The sequence below is a fragment of the Clostridium sp. YIM B02569 genome (assembly GCF_022320765.1).
GTDB classification, from domain to species: Bacteria; Bacillota; Clostridia; order Clostridiales; family Clostridiaceae; genus Clostridium; species Clostridium beijerinckii.
Genome location: NZ_JAKJJX010000026.1, coordinates 64617 through 82127 on the forward strand (window position 1 = coordinate 64617; position 17511 = coordinate 82127).

18 protein-coding genes and 1 riboswitch are annotated in these 17511 nt (G+C 29.5%); of the genes, 3 read left to right on the forward strand and 15 right to left on the reverse strand.

The features are described 5' to 3' along the window. Window positions 1-28: 28 nt before the first annotated feature. Window positions 29-349 (forward strand): DUF1540 domain-containing protein, encoded by a 321-nt coding sequence (locus L3B96_RS21020; RefSeq protein WP_012058540.1) that lies wholly within the window; start codon window positions 29-31, stop codon window positions 347-349. 151 nt (window positions 350-500) lie between these two features. Here L3B96_RS21020 and L3B96_RS21025 read toward each other — a convergent pair whose 3' ends face one another. From L3B96_RS21025 to treP, 4 genes are all read right to left on the reverse strand, one after another. Further along, entirely contained in the window at window positions 501-941 is a 441-nt protein-coding gene (locus L3B96_RS21025; protein WP_238948476.1) for a GNAT family N-acetyltransferase, read from the reverse strand. Window positions 942-962: 21 nt separating this feature from the next. After that, the gene (locus L3B96_RS21030) at window positions 963-1454 is read right to left on the reverse strand and encodes an HD domain-containing protein (protein WP_238948477.1); all 492 of its coding nucleotides are present in this window, start codon (window positions 1452-1454) and stop codon (window positions 963-965) included. 336 nt (window positions 1455-1790) lie between these two features. Then, window positions 1791-3443 carry an alpha,alpha-phosphotrehalase gene (gene treC, locus L3B96_RS21035; RefSeq protein WP_238899872.1) on the reverse strand — a complete coding sequence of 551 codons (1653 nt, stop codon included), beginning with the start codon at window positions 3441-3443 and terminating at the stop codon, window positions 1791-1793. Between the two features lie 18 nt (window positions 3444-3461). After that, on the reverse strand, window positions 3462-4877 hold the full coding sequence (treP, locus tag L3B96_RS21040) for a PTS system trehalose-specific EIIBC component (protein WP_023976630.1): 1416 nt from the start codon (window positions 4875-4877) through the stop codon (window positions 3462-3464). Window positions 4878-5651: 774 nt separating this feature from the next. Between treP and L3B96_RS21045 the strand changes: the two genes are divergently transcribed. Next, window positions 5652-6380 (forward strand): UTRA domain-containing protein, encoded by a 729-nt coding sequence (locus L3B96_RS21045; RefSeq protein WP_238948478.1) that lies wholly within the window; start codon window positions 5652-5654, stop codon window positions 6378-6380. Between the two features lie 180 nt (window positions 6381-6560). On the opposite strand, the gene L3B96_RS21050 is transcribed toward L3B96_RS21045, so the two are convergent. From L3B96_RS21050 to L3B96_RS21100, 11 genes are all read right to left on the reverse strand, one after another. Next, window positions 6561-7193, reverse strand: a complete 633-nt coding sequence (locus tag L3B96_RS21050) for a hypothetical protein (RefSeq protein ID WP_238948479.1) — start codon at window positions 7191-7193, stop codon at window positions 6561-6563. 95 nt (window positions 7194-7288) lie between these two features. Further along, window positions 7289-8422 (reverse strand): cobalt-precorrin 5A hydrolase, encoded by a 1134-nt coding sequence (cbiG, locus tag L3B96_RS21055; RefSeq protein ID WP_238948480.1) that lies wholly within the window; start codon window positions 8420-8422, stop codon window positions 7289-7291. After that, window positions 8409-9179, reverse strand: coding sequence for a precorrin-4 C(11)-methyltransferase (cobM, locus tag L3B96_RS21060; protein ID WP_041897259.1), 771 nt, complete (start codon window positions 9177-9179; stop codon window positions 8409-8411). Before cobM ends, cbiG begins: the two co-directional genes overlap by 14 nt. 50 nt (window positions 9180-9229) lie before the next feature. Continuing rightward, window positions 9230-9895 (reverse strand): cobalt-factor II C(20)-methyltransferase, encoded by a 666-nt coding sequence (locus L3B96_RS21065; protein WP_012058531.1) that lies wholly within the window; start codon window positions 9893-9895, stop codon window positions 9230-9232. Between the two features lie 147 nt (window positions 9896-10042). Continuing rightward, window positions 10043-10615 carry a precorrin-6Y C5,15-methyltransferase (decarboxylating) subunit CbiT gene (gene cbiT / locus L3B96_RS21070; protein ID WP_012058530.1) on the reverse strand — a complete coding sequence of 191 codons (573 nt, stop codon included), beginning with the start codon at window positions 10613-10615 and terminating at the stop codon, window positions 10043-10045. A gap of 66 nt (window positions 10616-10681) precedes the next feature. After that, complete coding sequence (cbiE, locus tag L3B96_RS21075) at window positions 10682-11296, reverse strand: precorrin-6y C5,15-methyltransferase (decarboxylating) subunit CbiE (protein ID WP_238948481.1); 615 nt, start codon at window positions 11294-11296, stop codon at window positions 10682-10684. Window positions 11297-11407: 111 nt separating this feature from the next. After that, window positions 11408-12592: a cobalt-precorrin-5B (C(1))-methyltransferase CbiD gene (gene cbiD, locus L3B96_RS21080; RefSeq protein ID WP_238948482.1), complete on the reverse strand. Its 1185-nt coding sequence runs from the start codon at window positions 12590-12592 to the stop codon at window positions 11408-11410. A gap of 57 nt (window positions 12593-12649) precedes the next feature. Continuing rightward, a complete protein-coding gene (locus L3B96_RS21085; RefSeq protein ID WP_238948483.1) occupies window positions 12650-13273 on the reverse strand; it encodes a precorrin-8X methylmutase in 624 nt (207 codons plus the stop codon). Between the two features lie 67 nt (window positions 13274-13340). After that, a complete protein-coding gene (locus tag L3B96_RS21090) occupies window positions 13341-14720 on the reverse strand; it encodes a cobyrinate a,c-diamide synthase (protein ID WP_238948484.1) in 1380 nt (459 codons plus the stop codon). 81 nt (window positions 14721-14801) lie between these two features. Continuing rightward, the gene (locus L3B96_RS21095) at window positions 14802-15626 is read right to left on the reverse strand and encodes a sirohydrochlorin cobaltochelatase (protein WP_238948485.1); all 825 of its coding nucleotides are present in this window, start codon (window positions 15624-15626) and stop codon (window positions 14802-14804) included. A 195-nt stretch (window positions 15627-15821) separates the two neighbouring features. Further along, window positions 15822-16074: riboswitch (cobalamin riboswitch) on the reverse strand. 160 nt (window positions 16075-16234) lie between these two features. Beyond that, complete coding sequence (locus L3B96_RS21100; protein WP_017209339.1) at window positions 16235-16486, reverse strand: phage holin family protein; 252 nt, start codon at window positions 16484-16486, stop codon at window positions 16235-16237. 358 nt (window positions 16487-16844) lie between these two features. Between L3B96_RS21100 and L3B96_RS21105 the strand changes: the two genes are divergently transcribed. Further along, entirely contained in the window at window positions 16845-17213 is a 369-nt protein-coding gene (locus tag L3B96_RS21105; RefSeq protein ID WP_012058523.1) for a hypothetical protein, read from the forward strand. Window positions 17214-17511 lie beyond the last annotated feature (298 nt).

The window sequence follows — 17511 nt, forward strand, 5'->3', positions numbered from 1 at the left end:
AGATTTAACTTAAAGGAGTGTGTTTTTTGTGGAAAAAATTAATTGTGAAGTAAATAATTGTTCACACAACAATAGTGGAGTTTGCTATTCAAATAGAGTTGATATTGGTGGAATGTCTGCAAGTAGTGAAAGAGGAACTTGCTGTGGTTCATTTTTACAAGAATCTCATTATAGTGACTTAACTAATAATACTAATTCTCAAGGAAAATGCGATGCTCTAACTTGCAACGTTGAAACATGTAATCATAACACTAACAAACTTTGTAGCCTAGATTCTATACAAGTAGCAGGTAATGGAGCCCAACTATATACTGAAACTAAATGTGCTAGTTACGATTCTAGAGAATAATTAGAATATATGATTAAGTGTTCTATATTCTAATATTCCTAACAATAGATATTCTGAAGAATATTTAAATATCTATTCTTCAGAATACCCATATATAATTTTAGACAGTTTATTTACATATAAAAACCAGTTCGATGATATTATATATTTTTTAGATTTCCTTTCCCATCATTATCATATTCTCAAAAGTTTTGAATCCATGCTTCTTATAAAAACCTTCTGTTTCATTAGTTTTAAGTGTCAGCAAAATCACTCTATCTATCCCCTTAGCTTTTAATCTTGTTATAAATTCACTCAGCAACTTTGAACCTATACCTGCACCTTTAATTTTATGGTCTACACAAAGTTCTTTAATTTGAAAAAGTACTGCATCATAATAATATTCAATGCTTCCAAGTATCATTCCCACTAATTTTTCCTCATCAAATGCAACCAGTCCATTAAACCCTTCGCAATTTATCATCTGAGATATGCGTTTAGATGCACTTTCAATAGTCCATTTGTCATTCCACGGTTCACAATTAAAAGCTTTTACATAAACTTCTGAAATTTCTCTAATAATTTCTCTATCTAAATTTTTATATTCTATCATTTTATTACCCCTTATTTTATATTACAGGTATAAGCTATTTAAAAATTCTGTTCCTGATTTTGTTTTAAAGTATTTATTTTTTATACTTTCAATTTGAGGAGTTTTTATTTCATCTTCATAAATATTAACTAAAAAATCAGCTTCTATTAATATTTGATAGTCAATGCCATCAATTTTGCTATATGTATGATGATGCCCAATCAAATAGCATACTCTTTCAATAAATTCTTCACTAAAATTAAATTTTGAAAGCATTTCCTTTGCAACTGGAGGCCCTTCAAGTTCTTGATAATTTCCAGCAGAAGAATTATATTTTTCATCACTAACTTTTATTCCTATATCATGCATTACTGCAGCTACTTCTAAAATTTCCTGAGTCTTCTTATCTACATTTTCAAGTTCCCCTATAGATTTAGCAAAAGAAAATACCTTTAAAAAGTGATTAACCCTTCTTGGATCTTTTGCATAGTATTTTATCATTTCATTTATTATAGTACTAATCTTTTCATTCATAATTACATTTTAGTCTGCAGCATACTTTAATAGTATACCCAGAGCTAATCCACCTTCCTTCTTAATAATATATCTTATTTAATTATTATACTAATTCATAAGATATATTAATATAGCTTTTATATTAATTCCTATACTTATAAGACTTATCTTCTAAAACCACCAGCCACTTCGTTAAATATTAATATAACTAACTTTAACTTCATCTTTTCTCTCTATATATAAACTGCACACATAAAAGATTATAAACTCATGTATTAACGCTGGAATCTCCTATAAATTTCTGTACAAAAAAGTAACAACCGCCCATTTGCTGAGCAGTTGCTACTGTAATTTCTATATATGATATACAATTGATTCAAATGGTCTTAAATTTAACTCTTTATTTAATACACTACTATCTTTATAATTTGATATTAATATTTTACTCTTAGCACTTTTATTTGCATATTCATCTGGAATCTCTACTTTTGCACTTTCTTCATAAAAATTATTTATGACAAGTACTGTAGCGTCGCCTAAATTTCTTACATATGAAAGTACTTTATTATTTTCTTCAAGAATGAACTTTATACTTCCATTTGAAATCACTTCATAATCTTTTCTCAACCTTATTAGCTTTTGATAATGATAGAAAATCGAATCTTCATCCTTTAATGCTTGTTCAACATTTATTCTTTTATATTCACTGCTAACAGGTATCCATGGTTCACCTTTAGTAAACCCAGCATTTTCACTATCATCCCATTGTACTGGAGTTCTAGAATTATCACGAGATTTTGCTTTTAAAATCTGTAATATCTCTTCTTCAGATTTTCCTTGCTCTTTTAAAATATTATAATAATTTATAGATTCTACATCTCTATACTTCTCTATGCTATCGAAATAAGGGTTTATCATTCCAATCTCTTCACCTTGATACACATATGGAGTCCCCCTCATCATGTGTATTGTAGTTGCCAGCATTTTAGCACTTTCTTTTAAATATTCTTTGTCATTTCCAAACCTAGAAACTATTCTAGGCTGATCATGATTACACCAAAACAGAGCATTCCACCCATTTTGAATTTCTTCTTGCCAAGTTTTAAATAACGCCTTCAACTTCATAAAGTCAAAATCCATAACAGTCCATTTATCGCCTTTATAGTAATCAACTTTTAAATGATGAAAATTAAATACCATTGATAATTCTTTTTCTTCTGGATTAGAATATCTTATACAATTCTCAAGAGAAGTTGATGACATTTCTCCTACAGTTACAATATTTTCATATTTTCCATAGGTATTTTCATTAAGCTCGTGGAGATAGTCATGAATTTTAGGACCATCTGTATAGAATCTTCTTCCATCACCTTCTGTATCACTTTCAAACTTTTCTGGTTTTGAAATTAAATTTATAACATCAAATCTTAATCCTTTGACACCTTTTTTAAGCCAAAAGTTAACAACACCATAAATCTCATTTCTAACTTCGTCATTATCCCAATTCAAATCTGCCTGAGTTCTATCAAAAAGATGTAGATAATATTCATCAAACTTTTCTACATATTCCCATGCATTCCCACCAAATTTAGATTTCCAATTTGTAGGTGGTTTATCTTTTTCTGATTCTTTAAATATATAGAAATCTTTATATTTTCTATCTCCGCTTATAGCTTTTTTGAACCATTTATGTTCTGTTGATGTATGATTAAGTACCATATCAAGCATTACATATATATCTCTTTTTTCTGCTTCTTGTACTAATTTTTCAAAATCTTCTAATGTACCAAAGCTTGGGTCAATATTATAGTAATCAGAGATATCATATCCGTTATCTACTTGAGGAGAAGGATAAAAAGGAGTAAGCCATATATAATCTATACCTAAATTTTTTAAATAATCTAATTTTTCTATTACTCCGTTTAAATCTCCAATTCCATCACCGTTTGTATCATAAAATGATTTAGGATATATTTGATAGATAGTACTTTTCTTAAAATCCTTCATAATTTCTTCCTTCCAATCCTAGCTTATTGCTTTCTTTTTCCCTACAATTACTGTAAGAACAAATGGTACTACTACTGCTACAAGCATTGCTAATGCAAATATCATCATGAACGCTGGTTTTATTGATAATATACCTGGAAGTCCTCCAACACCGATTGAGTTTGCCATTACGCCACTTCCAACTGAAATTATTGCTGCTATTGCTGATCCTGCCATTCCACAGAAGAATGGGAATCCATGCTTTAAGTTAACACCAAACATTGCTGGTTCAGTAACTCCAAGGTAAGCTGAAATACAAGCTGGTACATTAACTTCTTGAGCTTCTTGATTCTTTCTTTGTAAATATATCATAGCTAAAACTGCTGAACCTTGTGCGATATTAGATAATGCTATCATTGGCCAAAGTGATGTTCCTCCAAATTGTGCCATTAATTGAAGATCTATTGCATTTGTCATGTGGTGAAGTCCTGTAATAACAAGTGGTGCATAAAGGAATCCAAAGATTGCTGCAAAAATCATTCCAAATGAAGATGTTAATCCACCATATACTACTTTTGAAATCGCTGCACCAATTGCCCAACCTATAGGTCCTATAACAATATGAGCTATCAAAACAGCTGGTACTAAAGCAAAGAATGGTACAACTATCATTGATATTGATGCTGGACTTATCTTTCTTGCGCCTCTTTCAAGAAATACTAATGCAAAACCTGCAAGTATAGCTGGTATAACTTGTGCTTGATATCCAATCATGTTTACATGTGCAAATCCGAAATCCCAGAAAGGTATTTTATCAGCTGGTGTACTTGCCACTGCATATGCGTTTAAAAGTTGTGGTGAAACTAATGTAATACCTAAAACTATACCAAGAATTTGGGTTGTCCCCATTTTCTTTGTAATTGACCATGTAATACCTACTGGTAGGAAGTGGAATATGGCTTCTCCAATTAACCATAAGAAACTGTTTGTCCCAGCCCAGAACTGAGATACTTCAACTAAAGATTTTGTTCCGCCTTCTAATAATTTCATATCTCCGATAACATTTCTAAATCCTAAAATCAAACCTCCAACGATGATTGCTGGAATAAGTGGTGAAAATATTTCTGCTATATTTGCCATAAGCTTTTGTATAAAAGTCATGTTGTTTTTAGCAACATCTTTTACTGCATCTTTACTTACTCCATCTATTCCTGAAACTGCTATAAAGTCATTATAAAATGTTGATACTTCATTCCCAATTATAACTTGGAACTGCCCTGCTTGTGTAAATGTTCCTTTTACACTTTTTAATTTTTCAATTTCACTTACGCCAGCTTTACTTGGATCGTTTAATACAAATCTCATTCTAGTAACACAATGTGTAACTGCTGAGATGTTTTCTTTTCCACCAACTAGCTTTAATAGTTCTTTTGCATCATTTTGAAATTTCCCCATCATTAAAACCTCCAATTTGATTTTTATTACTTTAAAGAATAAGTTCATGAATATTAATACAATTTTGTTTTGTATTAGTCCAATTGAACAATTAATTAATAAATTTTATATTAAACCTAACATTTAAATGTTTACAATATCATAATAATCTATTTTAAACATATAGTCAATAATATTTTTAATATTTGTTTAAACAAATTCTTGAAAATGTTTAATATTCAGTATTCAAGCCATTTTATTATATAAAACAAATTTAAAATATGTTTAAACACATTTTAAATTTGTTCAAATAACCTATTCAAATTTTAGATTTTCTATCATTTTAATAACTCTCAAATCAAGTTTAAATTTACAAATCTATTAAAGTTTCAAATTCATATCTTTACTAGAAATCATAAATATATTTTCATAGCTTTTCATAACAAAAATATTTATGATTTAGGTAAGTTACCATACAAATTCAGTTTTAAAATTTGTTATCTATATAGTGTTATTTGTGTACAATGCAAATTATTTAGGTATTGAAGTACCTGACATTATCTTATAGTAATAAATTACACTAAGTAATTTATCGCCTTATTATTTTAATTATTTAGTTAACTTATTAAAAAAAATAAAGTATAATATATTCATCGAATCCTATAAAGGTACAAATATTTTATATGTGCTCCAATGATAAATCTGCATTTAAAATTCTAGTTGGATAAACGCTCAATTAAGTATAAGATGTAGAAATCCAATTGCAGCATATATACCCCAAGATAACTTAAGGGAGTGTTAACTTTGCCTAATGTAAAATTCAAAGATATATATCACATATTAAAAAGCAATATAGATAGTGGTAAGTATGATAATTCTATGATGCTTCCAACCGAAATGGAATTAGTTGACAAATTCGAATGTAGTAGAAATACTGTTAGAAGAGCAATTAATGAACTGAGTAAAGATGGATATGTTAAAAGCGTCAAAGGAAAGGGCGTAATCATACTAGAAAGCAGAGAATCAATAGAACTTCCTATTGGTAATCTACTCGGATTACAAGAATTACATACAAAAAAGAAATTCACTACCAGTGTTGTGCATTTCTCAAAAATAACTATAGATGAATCCTTATCAAGAATAACTGCTTTAAAACTAGATACTGAAGTATATCACCTTCATAGAATAAGATTTTATGATAATGAACCAATTATTCTTGATGTAAATTATTTTAGTGCTGATGTAGCAAAAGATTTGACTATAGAAATTGCTCAAAATTCCGTGTATGAATATATTGAAAAAGATTTAAATACAAAAATTCTTGCTTCAAAAAAGATTATTGTTGTTGAACATGCAACAGAATTGGATAAAAGATTTTTAGATTTAGGTACATATGATTGTGTTGCTGTCGTAAAAACATATGCTTATACTGATTCCGGTAAACTTTTTGAATATACAGAATCTCGTCATAGACCAGATAAATTTGTATTTGTTGAATCATCATCTTTAAGAAAAAATATTTAAGCATAGTAAATGACATTTTTTATTCTTTTATAGTATTTAACCCTAGTAAAATAGATTAATATAAACGTTATCCGCTGATTTAATTATATTATAATTTCCTAAATACAAAAAAAACTTACTAAATAAATTTTTAGTAAGTTTTTTTGTATAGGATATTTAGTTAATGAAAATGAATTTATATTATTCTATAAAATTGCAAAGGTATGTATATTGCTTATTTAATTCTTTTTGATACCATTCTGTTTTTATTAAACTTATATATGCATCAACTATCTTTTTCACTTGGTTTTCTTTTGTAATCTGCATGAATAATGCAAGAATAAAAAAAACTATAATTCCTATTGTAATGGCATTTTTTACATTATTAGTAAAATTGAATATAATTAATAATACTGCACCAATAGCTCCTGTAGCTATTGAATAATATGTTACGTAATCTATTCTATCTTTAGTTTTTACTATTTTCGCCTTTAATGTATCAACGATATGTACATCCTTAAATAACAAATCCAACTTATCTCTATATAAATCCATGAATTTAGACAACATATAGTTATATCTTTCAACATTACTACTTTCTAAGATTCTCATGCACATAATTAATGGATAAGGATACTCAGCCACACTTTTATATACATATTCATTTCTTCTTTCAAGACTAGGAATCTTTACACTTAATTCTCTATTTTCATCAAGAGTCAATTCATAATTATCATTTACTAAACTTGTATAATTGTCTTTAATAATTTCCAATGATTTAGTCATTAATTTATTATTCTCATTCATTTTATTTAGCATGTCCAAAATCGTCATATTCTCTTCTCCCCTACTTTTTAAAATAAATGCTTCATTAGCTATATTATAGCATACTTTTCCAATACATAAACATAAAGGATTGATTTTAGAACTTATTCCAGCATGTTTTTAAGTACCCCTATAGCTAATGTCATACCTTCATGCTTTATTTTGCTTATAATAACCTCTGCACCTGCAAGATCAACAGAAGGCTCACAGACCCCAGTTATTCCAAGTGTTTTAAATACAAATTCACTTTTATCATATTTATCTTGAACGGTTTTTATTTCATCTTTGCTAAAAGTTTTGAATGGACAATTAATTTTTTTCGCTAATTTTATAATACCTTCTTCATTAGCTTTAATATCTACCGAAACAATACATGACACTGCTCTTATATCTAAATTATATTTTATTAAATTTGCATTTACAAAGTCATATAATTTTTCATAAGTTGTGCCTTTCCTACAACCGATACCTAAAACTATATCTTTTTTTATAAGTCTAAGTATCCTAGAATAATCAGTTTTTTCAACATCTTCATTGTTACTACTTTTTAAACAATGAGTTATCCAAATACAATCCTCTCTTAAGCACTGTATCTTTTCGTATCCATTACTGATTTTAATTATATTATAATCATCTTTAATTCCAATTATTTTTTTATCAATTAAAAGCGCCGCCATATATTTAGCCTTTTTTAAATCTTCAATAATCAAATTATTTTCTTTGGCTAGAATGTCCGGGGCAATCAGCCCTAAATTATCGCTTGCAGTGGTTATGATAGGCATAGAATTTAATATTTCTGATACCTTATAAGTAAGCTCATTGCCTCCACCTAAATGTCCACTTAATATATTTATTGCATATTTACATGATAGATCAACTACTACAATTCCTGGATCCTTATCCTTACCTTCAAGAAATGGAGCTATTGCTCTTACTGCAATTCCTGTTGAAGATATGAATATAATACCTTCTGAATTATTCATAGCTTCTTTCGTAATAGTCTTTAAACTGAAATCTTCAGCATATGCAAAAGTGTTTATTTCTGACTTCCAATTATTAATCTGATCTTGTGATGGATTATTTTCTTTTATATATAATCTTCCATTAAAGCTTTCTTTAAGCTTCAATGCTATCTCTTTTCCTTTAGGTGATGGACAAATTATACTTATATCTTTACTAAGTGAATTTATCGCCTCACTTTCGGACTTTTTAGACAGTTCTTCATTATTTAGATTCATTACTTGTATCCTCAGCGTCTCTGAACATATGCGAAAAACTTTTATCATATAACAAGCTTTTTTCAAAATCGCTATCAATAAAATCTCCAACTAATATTTGTGCACATTTAGTAATATTATTTTCCTTAACTTTTTCTGCTATATCATCAAGAGTTCCCATAATTACTCTTTGATCAGGCCATGTAGCTCTTTCAACTACAGCTATTGAAACATTCTTTTTATACCCTTTTCTAAGTTTCTCAACAACTTTGTCTATCATTGAAATAGATAAAAATATAGCCATTGATGCTCCAATAGATGCCAATGTTTCAAGATCCTCATTTGCTGGAACAGGAGTTCTTCCCTCAATCCTAGTTAAAATGACAGTTTGTGATACTCCTGGTAAAGTAAATTCTCTATTTATAGCAGCTGCTGCACCTGTAAATGAACTTACACCTGGAACGACTTCATAAGGTATACTAACCCTGTCAAGTTCAACCATTTGCTCCCTTATAGCTCCATAAATTGATGGATCACCTGTATGTAGCCTTACAACCAGTTTTCCCATTTGTTCTTCCATTGTCATTATTTCCATTACATCCTCTAAAGTCATATTAGCAGAATTATAGATTTGAACGTCTGGTCTGCAATATTCTAAATGTTCTTTTGAAACTAAAGAACCAGCATATATTACTACATCTGCTCTTTCTAATAAATCACGACCTCTAACTGTTATTAAATCAGCTGCTCCAGGACCTGCCCCTATAAAATAAATCATGCTTAAAACACTCCTTTTTTAATATTAAATTAACTAATATTTTATTATATTTATTCCCTGTTTGCTATTATTAAAGACATATAATCTCTAAGTTTTAGTATTTCTTCTCTTTCAGTTAAAACAGTCTCGCCCTCTCTACCAACTCGACTTGCATAAACATAATCAAAGCCTTTTTCCTCTAATGTATTTATAACTTCTTCTTCATGCTTGTATACTTTCATTATTACAACAAACTTTTCATCTGTTATTTCTTTCACTTTAGTAGCCGGCATAACCACTAGCTTCTCATCACCTACAACTAAAGTCCTATTAACTAAGCTCCCAGCCGCGCAAAAAGATGTTATTCCAGGAATTGTTTGAACATCAAATCCACAATCTCTAACATGCTTTAACATATGACTATATGTACTGTAAATATACGGATCTCCAATAGTTAAAAATGCAACATCCTTTCCTTCTTTAAGCCTTGCTTCTATAAATTCATAAGCCTCCAATGCTTTTATTACTCTATCTTTCTTCCCCATTGGAAAATGCTTTACAATAACTTCGGTACCTGGTTTTATATATTCTCTAGCTGTTTCAAGCGCAATGCTTTCCCCACCTTCAGTAGCAGATGGTGCAACTACAACTTGACACCTTTCTATTGTTCTTACTGCCTTTACAGTTAAAAGTTCAGTATCTCCAGGTCCTACACCTATTCCGTATAATGTTGCCATTTTATAATTCCTCTCTTCCTAAGTAACTACATATGTATATATTATTATTTTAATTCTAGTTACCGATATCATATTATATTTATTTATACAATTTTATTTATAACAACTATGTATTATTTTATCTTAAAAATCTCTATTAAATTATACTTAATTCCTTATACATTGAATTATATATATTGGATTATTAGCTATCATCATTAAAGTATCTTCACGGTTTTTACTTATATTAACTAACGAAATTTCAATTTTATAATCTAGTTTCTTCATGACCTCAATTGCTCTGTATGCATTGTCTAAGGTAATAAAATTCATAACTATCGTGCCTTTTTTTACTACGATTGCATTTACCTTAAGTAATATCTCCTCTAAATGTCCACTGCTTCCTCCAATGAAGATGGAATCAAATTTTAAACCTTGAAAAATCAAAGTATCCAGTACTCTACTTGCTTCTTTATTTAAAATCTTTACATTATCACATTCAAACTTTTCCACATTAGTTTCTGTAATTTCATATGCTTCATAATTTTTTTCTATTGCAAGCACCTTACCGTTTTTTGCAATTTTAGCAGCCTGAACTGTAATACTCCCTGTACCACTTCCAACATCTAGTACTAAAGAATTATCTGTTAAGTTCATTTTCGCAATTGAAAGTATTCTTATGTCTTCCTTTGTCATTGGGCAGTTTCCTCTAATAAACTCTTCATCTTTTATAAAAACCATGAAAATTTCCTCCTCTATTTCAGGTATTAATCAAACGTCAACGTCACACAAAAATCATTATAAGTTCTATCGACTTGTTCTATCTACTATAAACACACTCAGTGAATCATATTTTTTATTCATAAATTCTTCTGGCGTCCCATTAGTTATAATCTCATCTTCATAGGATAAATTTTCTCCTATTGCAACTTTACATCTAACTTTTTCTTTATGCAAAATTTCACATAACATAGCAGGATTATTCTCTTTATCTGTAAGCCAAATGCTTAAGTCGTGATTATTAACCACAGTCAAAAAGTCTTCTTTCCTTCCATGTAAACTTCCTAGGTATGCATTATTCCATGACATATTCAATTTACATGTCAGATATTGAAAAGAACTTATTCCTGGTATTACTTGAAATTCTAAAGTTGCTTTACTTTTTATATAATTTGTTATCCCATAAAAAGTTGGATCACCAGATGCAACAATTGAAATAATCATACTTCTATTTTTGTCACCACATATATATTCGTTAATATCACTTAGCTTATTTATATATATTTTTTTATTATCTACAAACTCTAAGGAATCCAATGCTCTTTTAAAGCCTATTATTATATTAGATTTTTTTAAGATTTCCAAGGCCTTAGGCATAATATAATCCCTGTGTCCAGGACCAAGCCCTACAATATAAATCATTTTTGTGTCCCCCTATGAAAGCTTAATTAACTTTTTAATATTAATCCCTAAAATATTTTACACAATCCATAATATAATGAATTATCCTAAAATTTATATTGAACTTTATTATTAATTATCCTTAATGGACTTCCATAATAAAATCGGATTTGATGCGCCATAATACATTACAGCGTCAACTTCTAGCTCTCCATAAACATGCTCTTTGATTTTTTGAACTATTTTATTTCCAATGTTCTCATAGAGTTTGTCATATCCATCTCCAAGCATTTTAACTGCACCTTCGCATGTCTTTTCCTCAAGCACTCTTTTTACAAGTGACATATCATATCCAAGAAGTGCAAGTTCTAATGCAATAACTTCAAGCCTCACTCCATTGACCTTACTGTGGGTATTAAAGCATCCATAAGCTATTTTACTCATCTTTCCTATATGTCCAACTATTATAATAGACTTAACTTTACATGAAACACAAGTCTCTAATGCAAATCCTATAAAATTTGAACATGTTACCACTTCTTCCTCTTTAAACCCAAGTTCCTTACAATAATTATCGCCTAAATTTCCGAAAGTTAAAACTAATCTTTCATTATTTATTGCTTTTTGGGTAATTTCTATCTTTATGGAAGCTTTAAGTGCATCTTCTGACATAGGATATACGATTCCTGTTGTCCCAAGAATAGAAATCCCGCCTACAATCCCAAGTCTAGGATTAAAAGTCTTTTTTGCTACTTTTTCTCCTTGAGGCACTGAAATTATAACTTCAACTCTTTCTCCAGTCGGTAACACTTTTAATACTTCTTCTTTTATCATTTTTCTAGGAACAGGGTTAATAGCCGCTTGTCCTTTAGGAATAAAAAGCCCTTCCTTAGTGACAATTCCAACTCCCGTTCCACCTTTAAGCACTACTCTTTCTAACTCATCTTCTTTTTCTGCTCTGCTATCTTCAACTAAAACACTATCAAACTTTTGCAAGTCTTCATCTTGAAATATTTTATTATCTATTGGTTTGATCTTTTTAACCATGGCCTTTATTTCTATTCCATGAGTGTTATCAGGATCATCTCCACCATCTTTTAAAATAGTACACTCAACATAATCATCAAATTTTTCTATTGATTCTATAGGCATCGTTACATCAATTCCTTTAGGAGTTGCAATCTCTATTTCATTAAGATTTTTCTCTTTATTAAACAAGATGATTGTTGCTGCTTTTGCTGCCCCAGCACTACAAGAACCTGTTGTATATCCACATCTTAACCTTTTTCCATCTACATCAACGTACATTTCAAACATAAAAATCACCTCCTGACATCATTAACTTTTTGACTATCTTTAATCTAATAAATTCAATTATCTTGAAACCACCATGTACATAAGGGCATTTATTATTGCTGCTGCAACAGTACTTCCACCTTTTCTTCCTTTAATTCTTATGTAAGGTATATTAAGCTCATCCATATTTTCCTTGCTTTCTGCAGCTCCAACAAACCCTACTGGCGCCGCAATTATAAGCTTTGGTTTTGCCTTTCCTTCTTTTATTAACTCTTTAAGCCTAAAAAGAGCTGTTGGTGCATTACCAAAAACGAATATATCTACATTATCCATACAAGCTTTTTCCACTGCAGCCATGCTTCTAGTAATATTTTTTTCCTTTGCTTCTTTATGAACTACTTCTTCATTCACATAACAGATAACTTCACTATTAGTTTTAGCTAACGCCATTTTATTAATTCCGTTTAAAGCCATATTAGTATCCGTATAGATTTTTGCACCTTGTTTAAAAATACCTTTTGCAGTTTCAATTGCTGTTTCACTTATTTCTACCAAATCTTTATATTCAAAGTCTGCAGTAGTGTGAATAGTTCTTTTAACTATAAGCAGTTCTTCTTCACTAAATGAGTGCGACCCCATTTCATTACCAATAATCTCAAAACTTTTTTCTTCAATTCCCATAGGATTTTTTAAATATTCCATATATTTTTAGCGAGGGGTTTAACAAACACCTCACCAAGCTCACCTCTTTCCAAGTTTAATAAATTGATTAATAGTTAACCAACGCTTTTAATAATTCTTCATTTCCAAGAAAGTTTATATGGGCATATCCTCCTAATGTATTATTTTTAAAGTATCCACATTTCCACTTTAATACTTCCCCATTATATAAAGTTTTTTCTACTTCATATACATTATCCTCATCTAAATCTACCTTTGACTTATGAAATTCATGGGCATTAACTTCAAATTCATTATCTTCTAAGCCCTTATTATTAAAACACTTGTTATCTATTTTAACCTTACAGTAACCAAAATTCTGAAGCTTATTAGTCATTGTGCTATTGCCATGGAAAAAACCAACCATTTCTGATCCATCTATTGATTCTGTAAGATACATAAGTCCACCGCATTCTGCATAACATCTCAAGCCGCTATCTAAAGCTTCTTTAATGCTTTTTCGCATAGAATAATTGTTTTCTAATTCCTTTTTAAATACTTCTGGATATCCTCCACCTATATATAAAAAATCTAAGTTTTGTGGCAATTCTTTATCATTGATTGGACTAAAATAAACAACCTCGCCCAAGTTTTCTAAAGCTTCCAAATTATCTTTATAATAGAAACTGAACGCCTTATCTAAAGCCACTCCTATTTTAAAATTTCTATTTTTAGATTCTTCTTTTAAACTTTCAAAACTTTTTTGTTTATTATCTTCTTTAAATGAATTATTAAGATCACCATCTGTACTTATTTTATACTCCTGAGTTGCATTTATAATTCCATCTATATCTACATACTTTTCCATTAAATTTGCACATATATCTAATTTTTCTTCAAGATTAAGGATTTCCATACTCTGAACAAGCCCTAAATGCCTGCTGCTTACTGCTATTTCTGGAGTTTTAGGAATATATCCAAAAACTTTTATATTACAATTTTTTTCTATTGCATACTTTAATAAATTATAATACTTTTCACTTACAGAATTTAATACGACTCCAACAATATTAGCATCCTTATAATTTTTAAAACCGCTAATTTCAGCACATATGCTTGCACTTTGCCCCTTAGGAGACAATACTAGCACTATCGGCATATTTCCTAAAAGTTTTGAGACATGATAAGTGGAACCTTTTTCACTTGCTCCAATTCCGTCATATAATCCCATAACACCTTCTATTATACCAATATTTCCAGAACCTTTTTGAAAACTTTTTTTCACACCTTCTTCTCCCATTAAGAAAGTATCAAGATTTCTTGAAGCTATCCCTGTGACTGCTTTATGAAATGCTGTATCTATATAATCCGGTCCTACCTTATAACCTTGTACATGAAAATTTCTACTTTTAAGTACTTTCATAAGCCCAAGAGTAAAAGTAGTTTTTCCTCCTCCGCTGCAATTCGAAGATATAATTATAGACCTCATATTATTTTCCTTTCTGTACTAACAAGACTTTTTAACTCTGCCTAAATACCTGCAAAGAATTTTGCAACTATAAAAATTGAACTATCTAAGTTTTTTAGTCCTTCCAGCGTTTATATATTTATTCTCAATTGAGTCATAAATTCTATTTATATAGAGTCCATCAAATTTATCAAGCTCTCCAAGTCCGTGCATATGTAACTTCACTTCAATTCCTTCTTTTTGAAGCCTAGTCTTTAAAGAATGATCTTCATCTGATGCCATATCATTCTTTACATGATCACCAGCCACAAGTAATAAAGGAACAAGTTTTGCCTTATTTATTCCTTTTTTCTTTAACTTCTTTACTACATTTTCAACTGTTGGGTACCCTTCTACTGTTGCCACAAAAACATTCTCATAATCTTCATCTACCAAAACAGTTTGCAGCATTCCATAGACTGCATTAGATGGATGTTCTGTACCATGACCAAATAATATTACACTTTCTTCACCTTTGAAAACATCTTTAATACTTTCAATAAATAAAGAATAATCTTCTGGTAATCCATTCATTCCTTGATAAAAAAATATTGGTCTTCCAAGCTTAAGATCTTTAAAATCATTTTTCCTTTGCTCCACAACACCTTTGATGTAATCAAATTCTTCTCCTGGAATTATATGAAGCGGCTGCACTATAACTTCTTCAAATCCTCTAGATTTCAAATCTTCTAGGGCTTCTTCTGGCGTTAATATATCCAAATTTTCATTTGCCTTTAATTTCTTTATTATAAAATGAGCTGTAAAAGCTCTAAAAACTTCATAATCTTTGAATTCCTCTTTGATTTTATTTTCAATCTTTTCAATTGAATTCTTAAGCGCATCTAAATGGCTTGTTCCGAAACTAACTACTAAAATAGCTTTCCTCATGTATTTTCCTCCTAAAATTGTCTTAAAAAGACCTTAATTTAATAAATTTATAAATATTTCATAAGATTTATAATTTGGAATATATAAAAATCCCCTTTATCGTTAGATAAGGAGGAAATACATAACAAATTAAGAATGTAGAATCTACTCTACTACATCCCGCTATTTGCAAGTTTTCTTCCCTCCGAAGAATAGCATTTTTATAAACTCCTAGGCAGGTCTCCTGACTTTGGCCTCATCCTAATTCTCTTCCTTCCCAAGAAAATTTCTCAGTGGATTTTTTAGTATACTATTTAAAAGCAGCTAATTTTTAATTAATGAGCACTTTTATATATACTTTAGAGATTAGTCTTCCATCACAGTAGCGGGGGCTGTAGTGGATTTTAACCACTTTCCCTTTTAATCATATACACTTAACCTTATATGAACCTAAAAATCATTTCTTATTGTATTTTAAATTATATAGGACTATTGTATTTTATTCAACTAAAAATGAGGTTTATTGTTGACAGTATCTGCTTGTCAGCAATAAACCTCAAAATAATTTTAATATAATAAGGTAACCATAAAATTGTAGTCATTAAATCTTTACTGGTAAATTAAAATCCTCATTCTTTCTTACAGCTTTGTTTTATTAGTTGATTAGTATAGACTGTAGCTCCCGTTACCAGTATGCCTTGAATTACTGATTCTACACTAGGGCCCATGATTCCAACAGCCCCTAATATTCCTAGAAATAATAATATCATCGGAATATATTTATCGTTAATTTTTTCTGTATTTTTTATTACCATACCAACAATATATAGAGCAGGAATCAAAACCAGAGCATTTTGTGTTATATACTGTGCAAAATCCATATACTTGTCCCTCCTTTAACTAAAAGATTTCTCTAACTTAAAATAATTTTAAATATGATATAATATTCTGCTTTATTATGTTATATGCGTTATGTCAAGTTTTGTTTCTACATTAATAAAATTCTCATCAAATTTTCACTTCTCTAATTGCCATAAAAATAGAATTAATATCTGTTTTTTGCAAGTACCCCACTAATAATTATATTTAAATAAAAGTCAACTATTCCACTTACTGAAATACTCACCACATTTAACATTTTCAAAGAAATAATTTACAACCATCAATATTACTGTATAATTTAAATATAACTTGTTAACCTAATATAAATAAAAAAAGCTAGAAGGGATTGATATAATAATGTCAGCATATATGATTACATATTTTTTAAGCGATACTCATGGCCATCATCACGAACACGGTGATGATTGTGGATGTGGAGAAGATCATTCTCATGAACATGGTGATAGCTGTGGATGCGGAGAAGATCATTCTCATGAACATGCACATAGCGGTGCTAATATAGTCGGAAAAATTAAATCTTTAGGCTCATGGGCTCAATTTATGCCTGAAGGATTCTTTGTAAAAACAGATACATTATCTGCAAAAGAAATATTTGATGAAGTAAGCTCTGTTGCTAATGGAGGAGATATTATTTTTGTTACAAAGATTGATGGTGAAACTTCAGCATGCGCAAATCCTGCTGTATTAGAGTGGATTTCAAAATAATAGTTTCAAGGAATATAACTTAAACTTGTAGTATAAATTAAAAAGAGGATTATCAAATTTTATTTTGACAATCCTCTTTTTGCTTTTAAAATTATTAGTTAACATAACTTTCAATTAATTTTCTACATTCTAATATTAATTAAGCATTTGAGCTACTGGAGATCTAAATGTGGATTTATTATAAAATATAGTAATTTACCATAAAAAATAATACCCATCAAAATTAAACTGTTCATAAACAATAAAATCTCAATGGATATCCCACAAAATATTAAAAAGGAGTCGTAATTCCGTATGA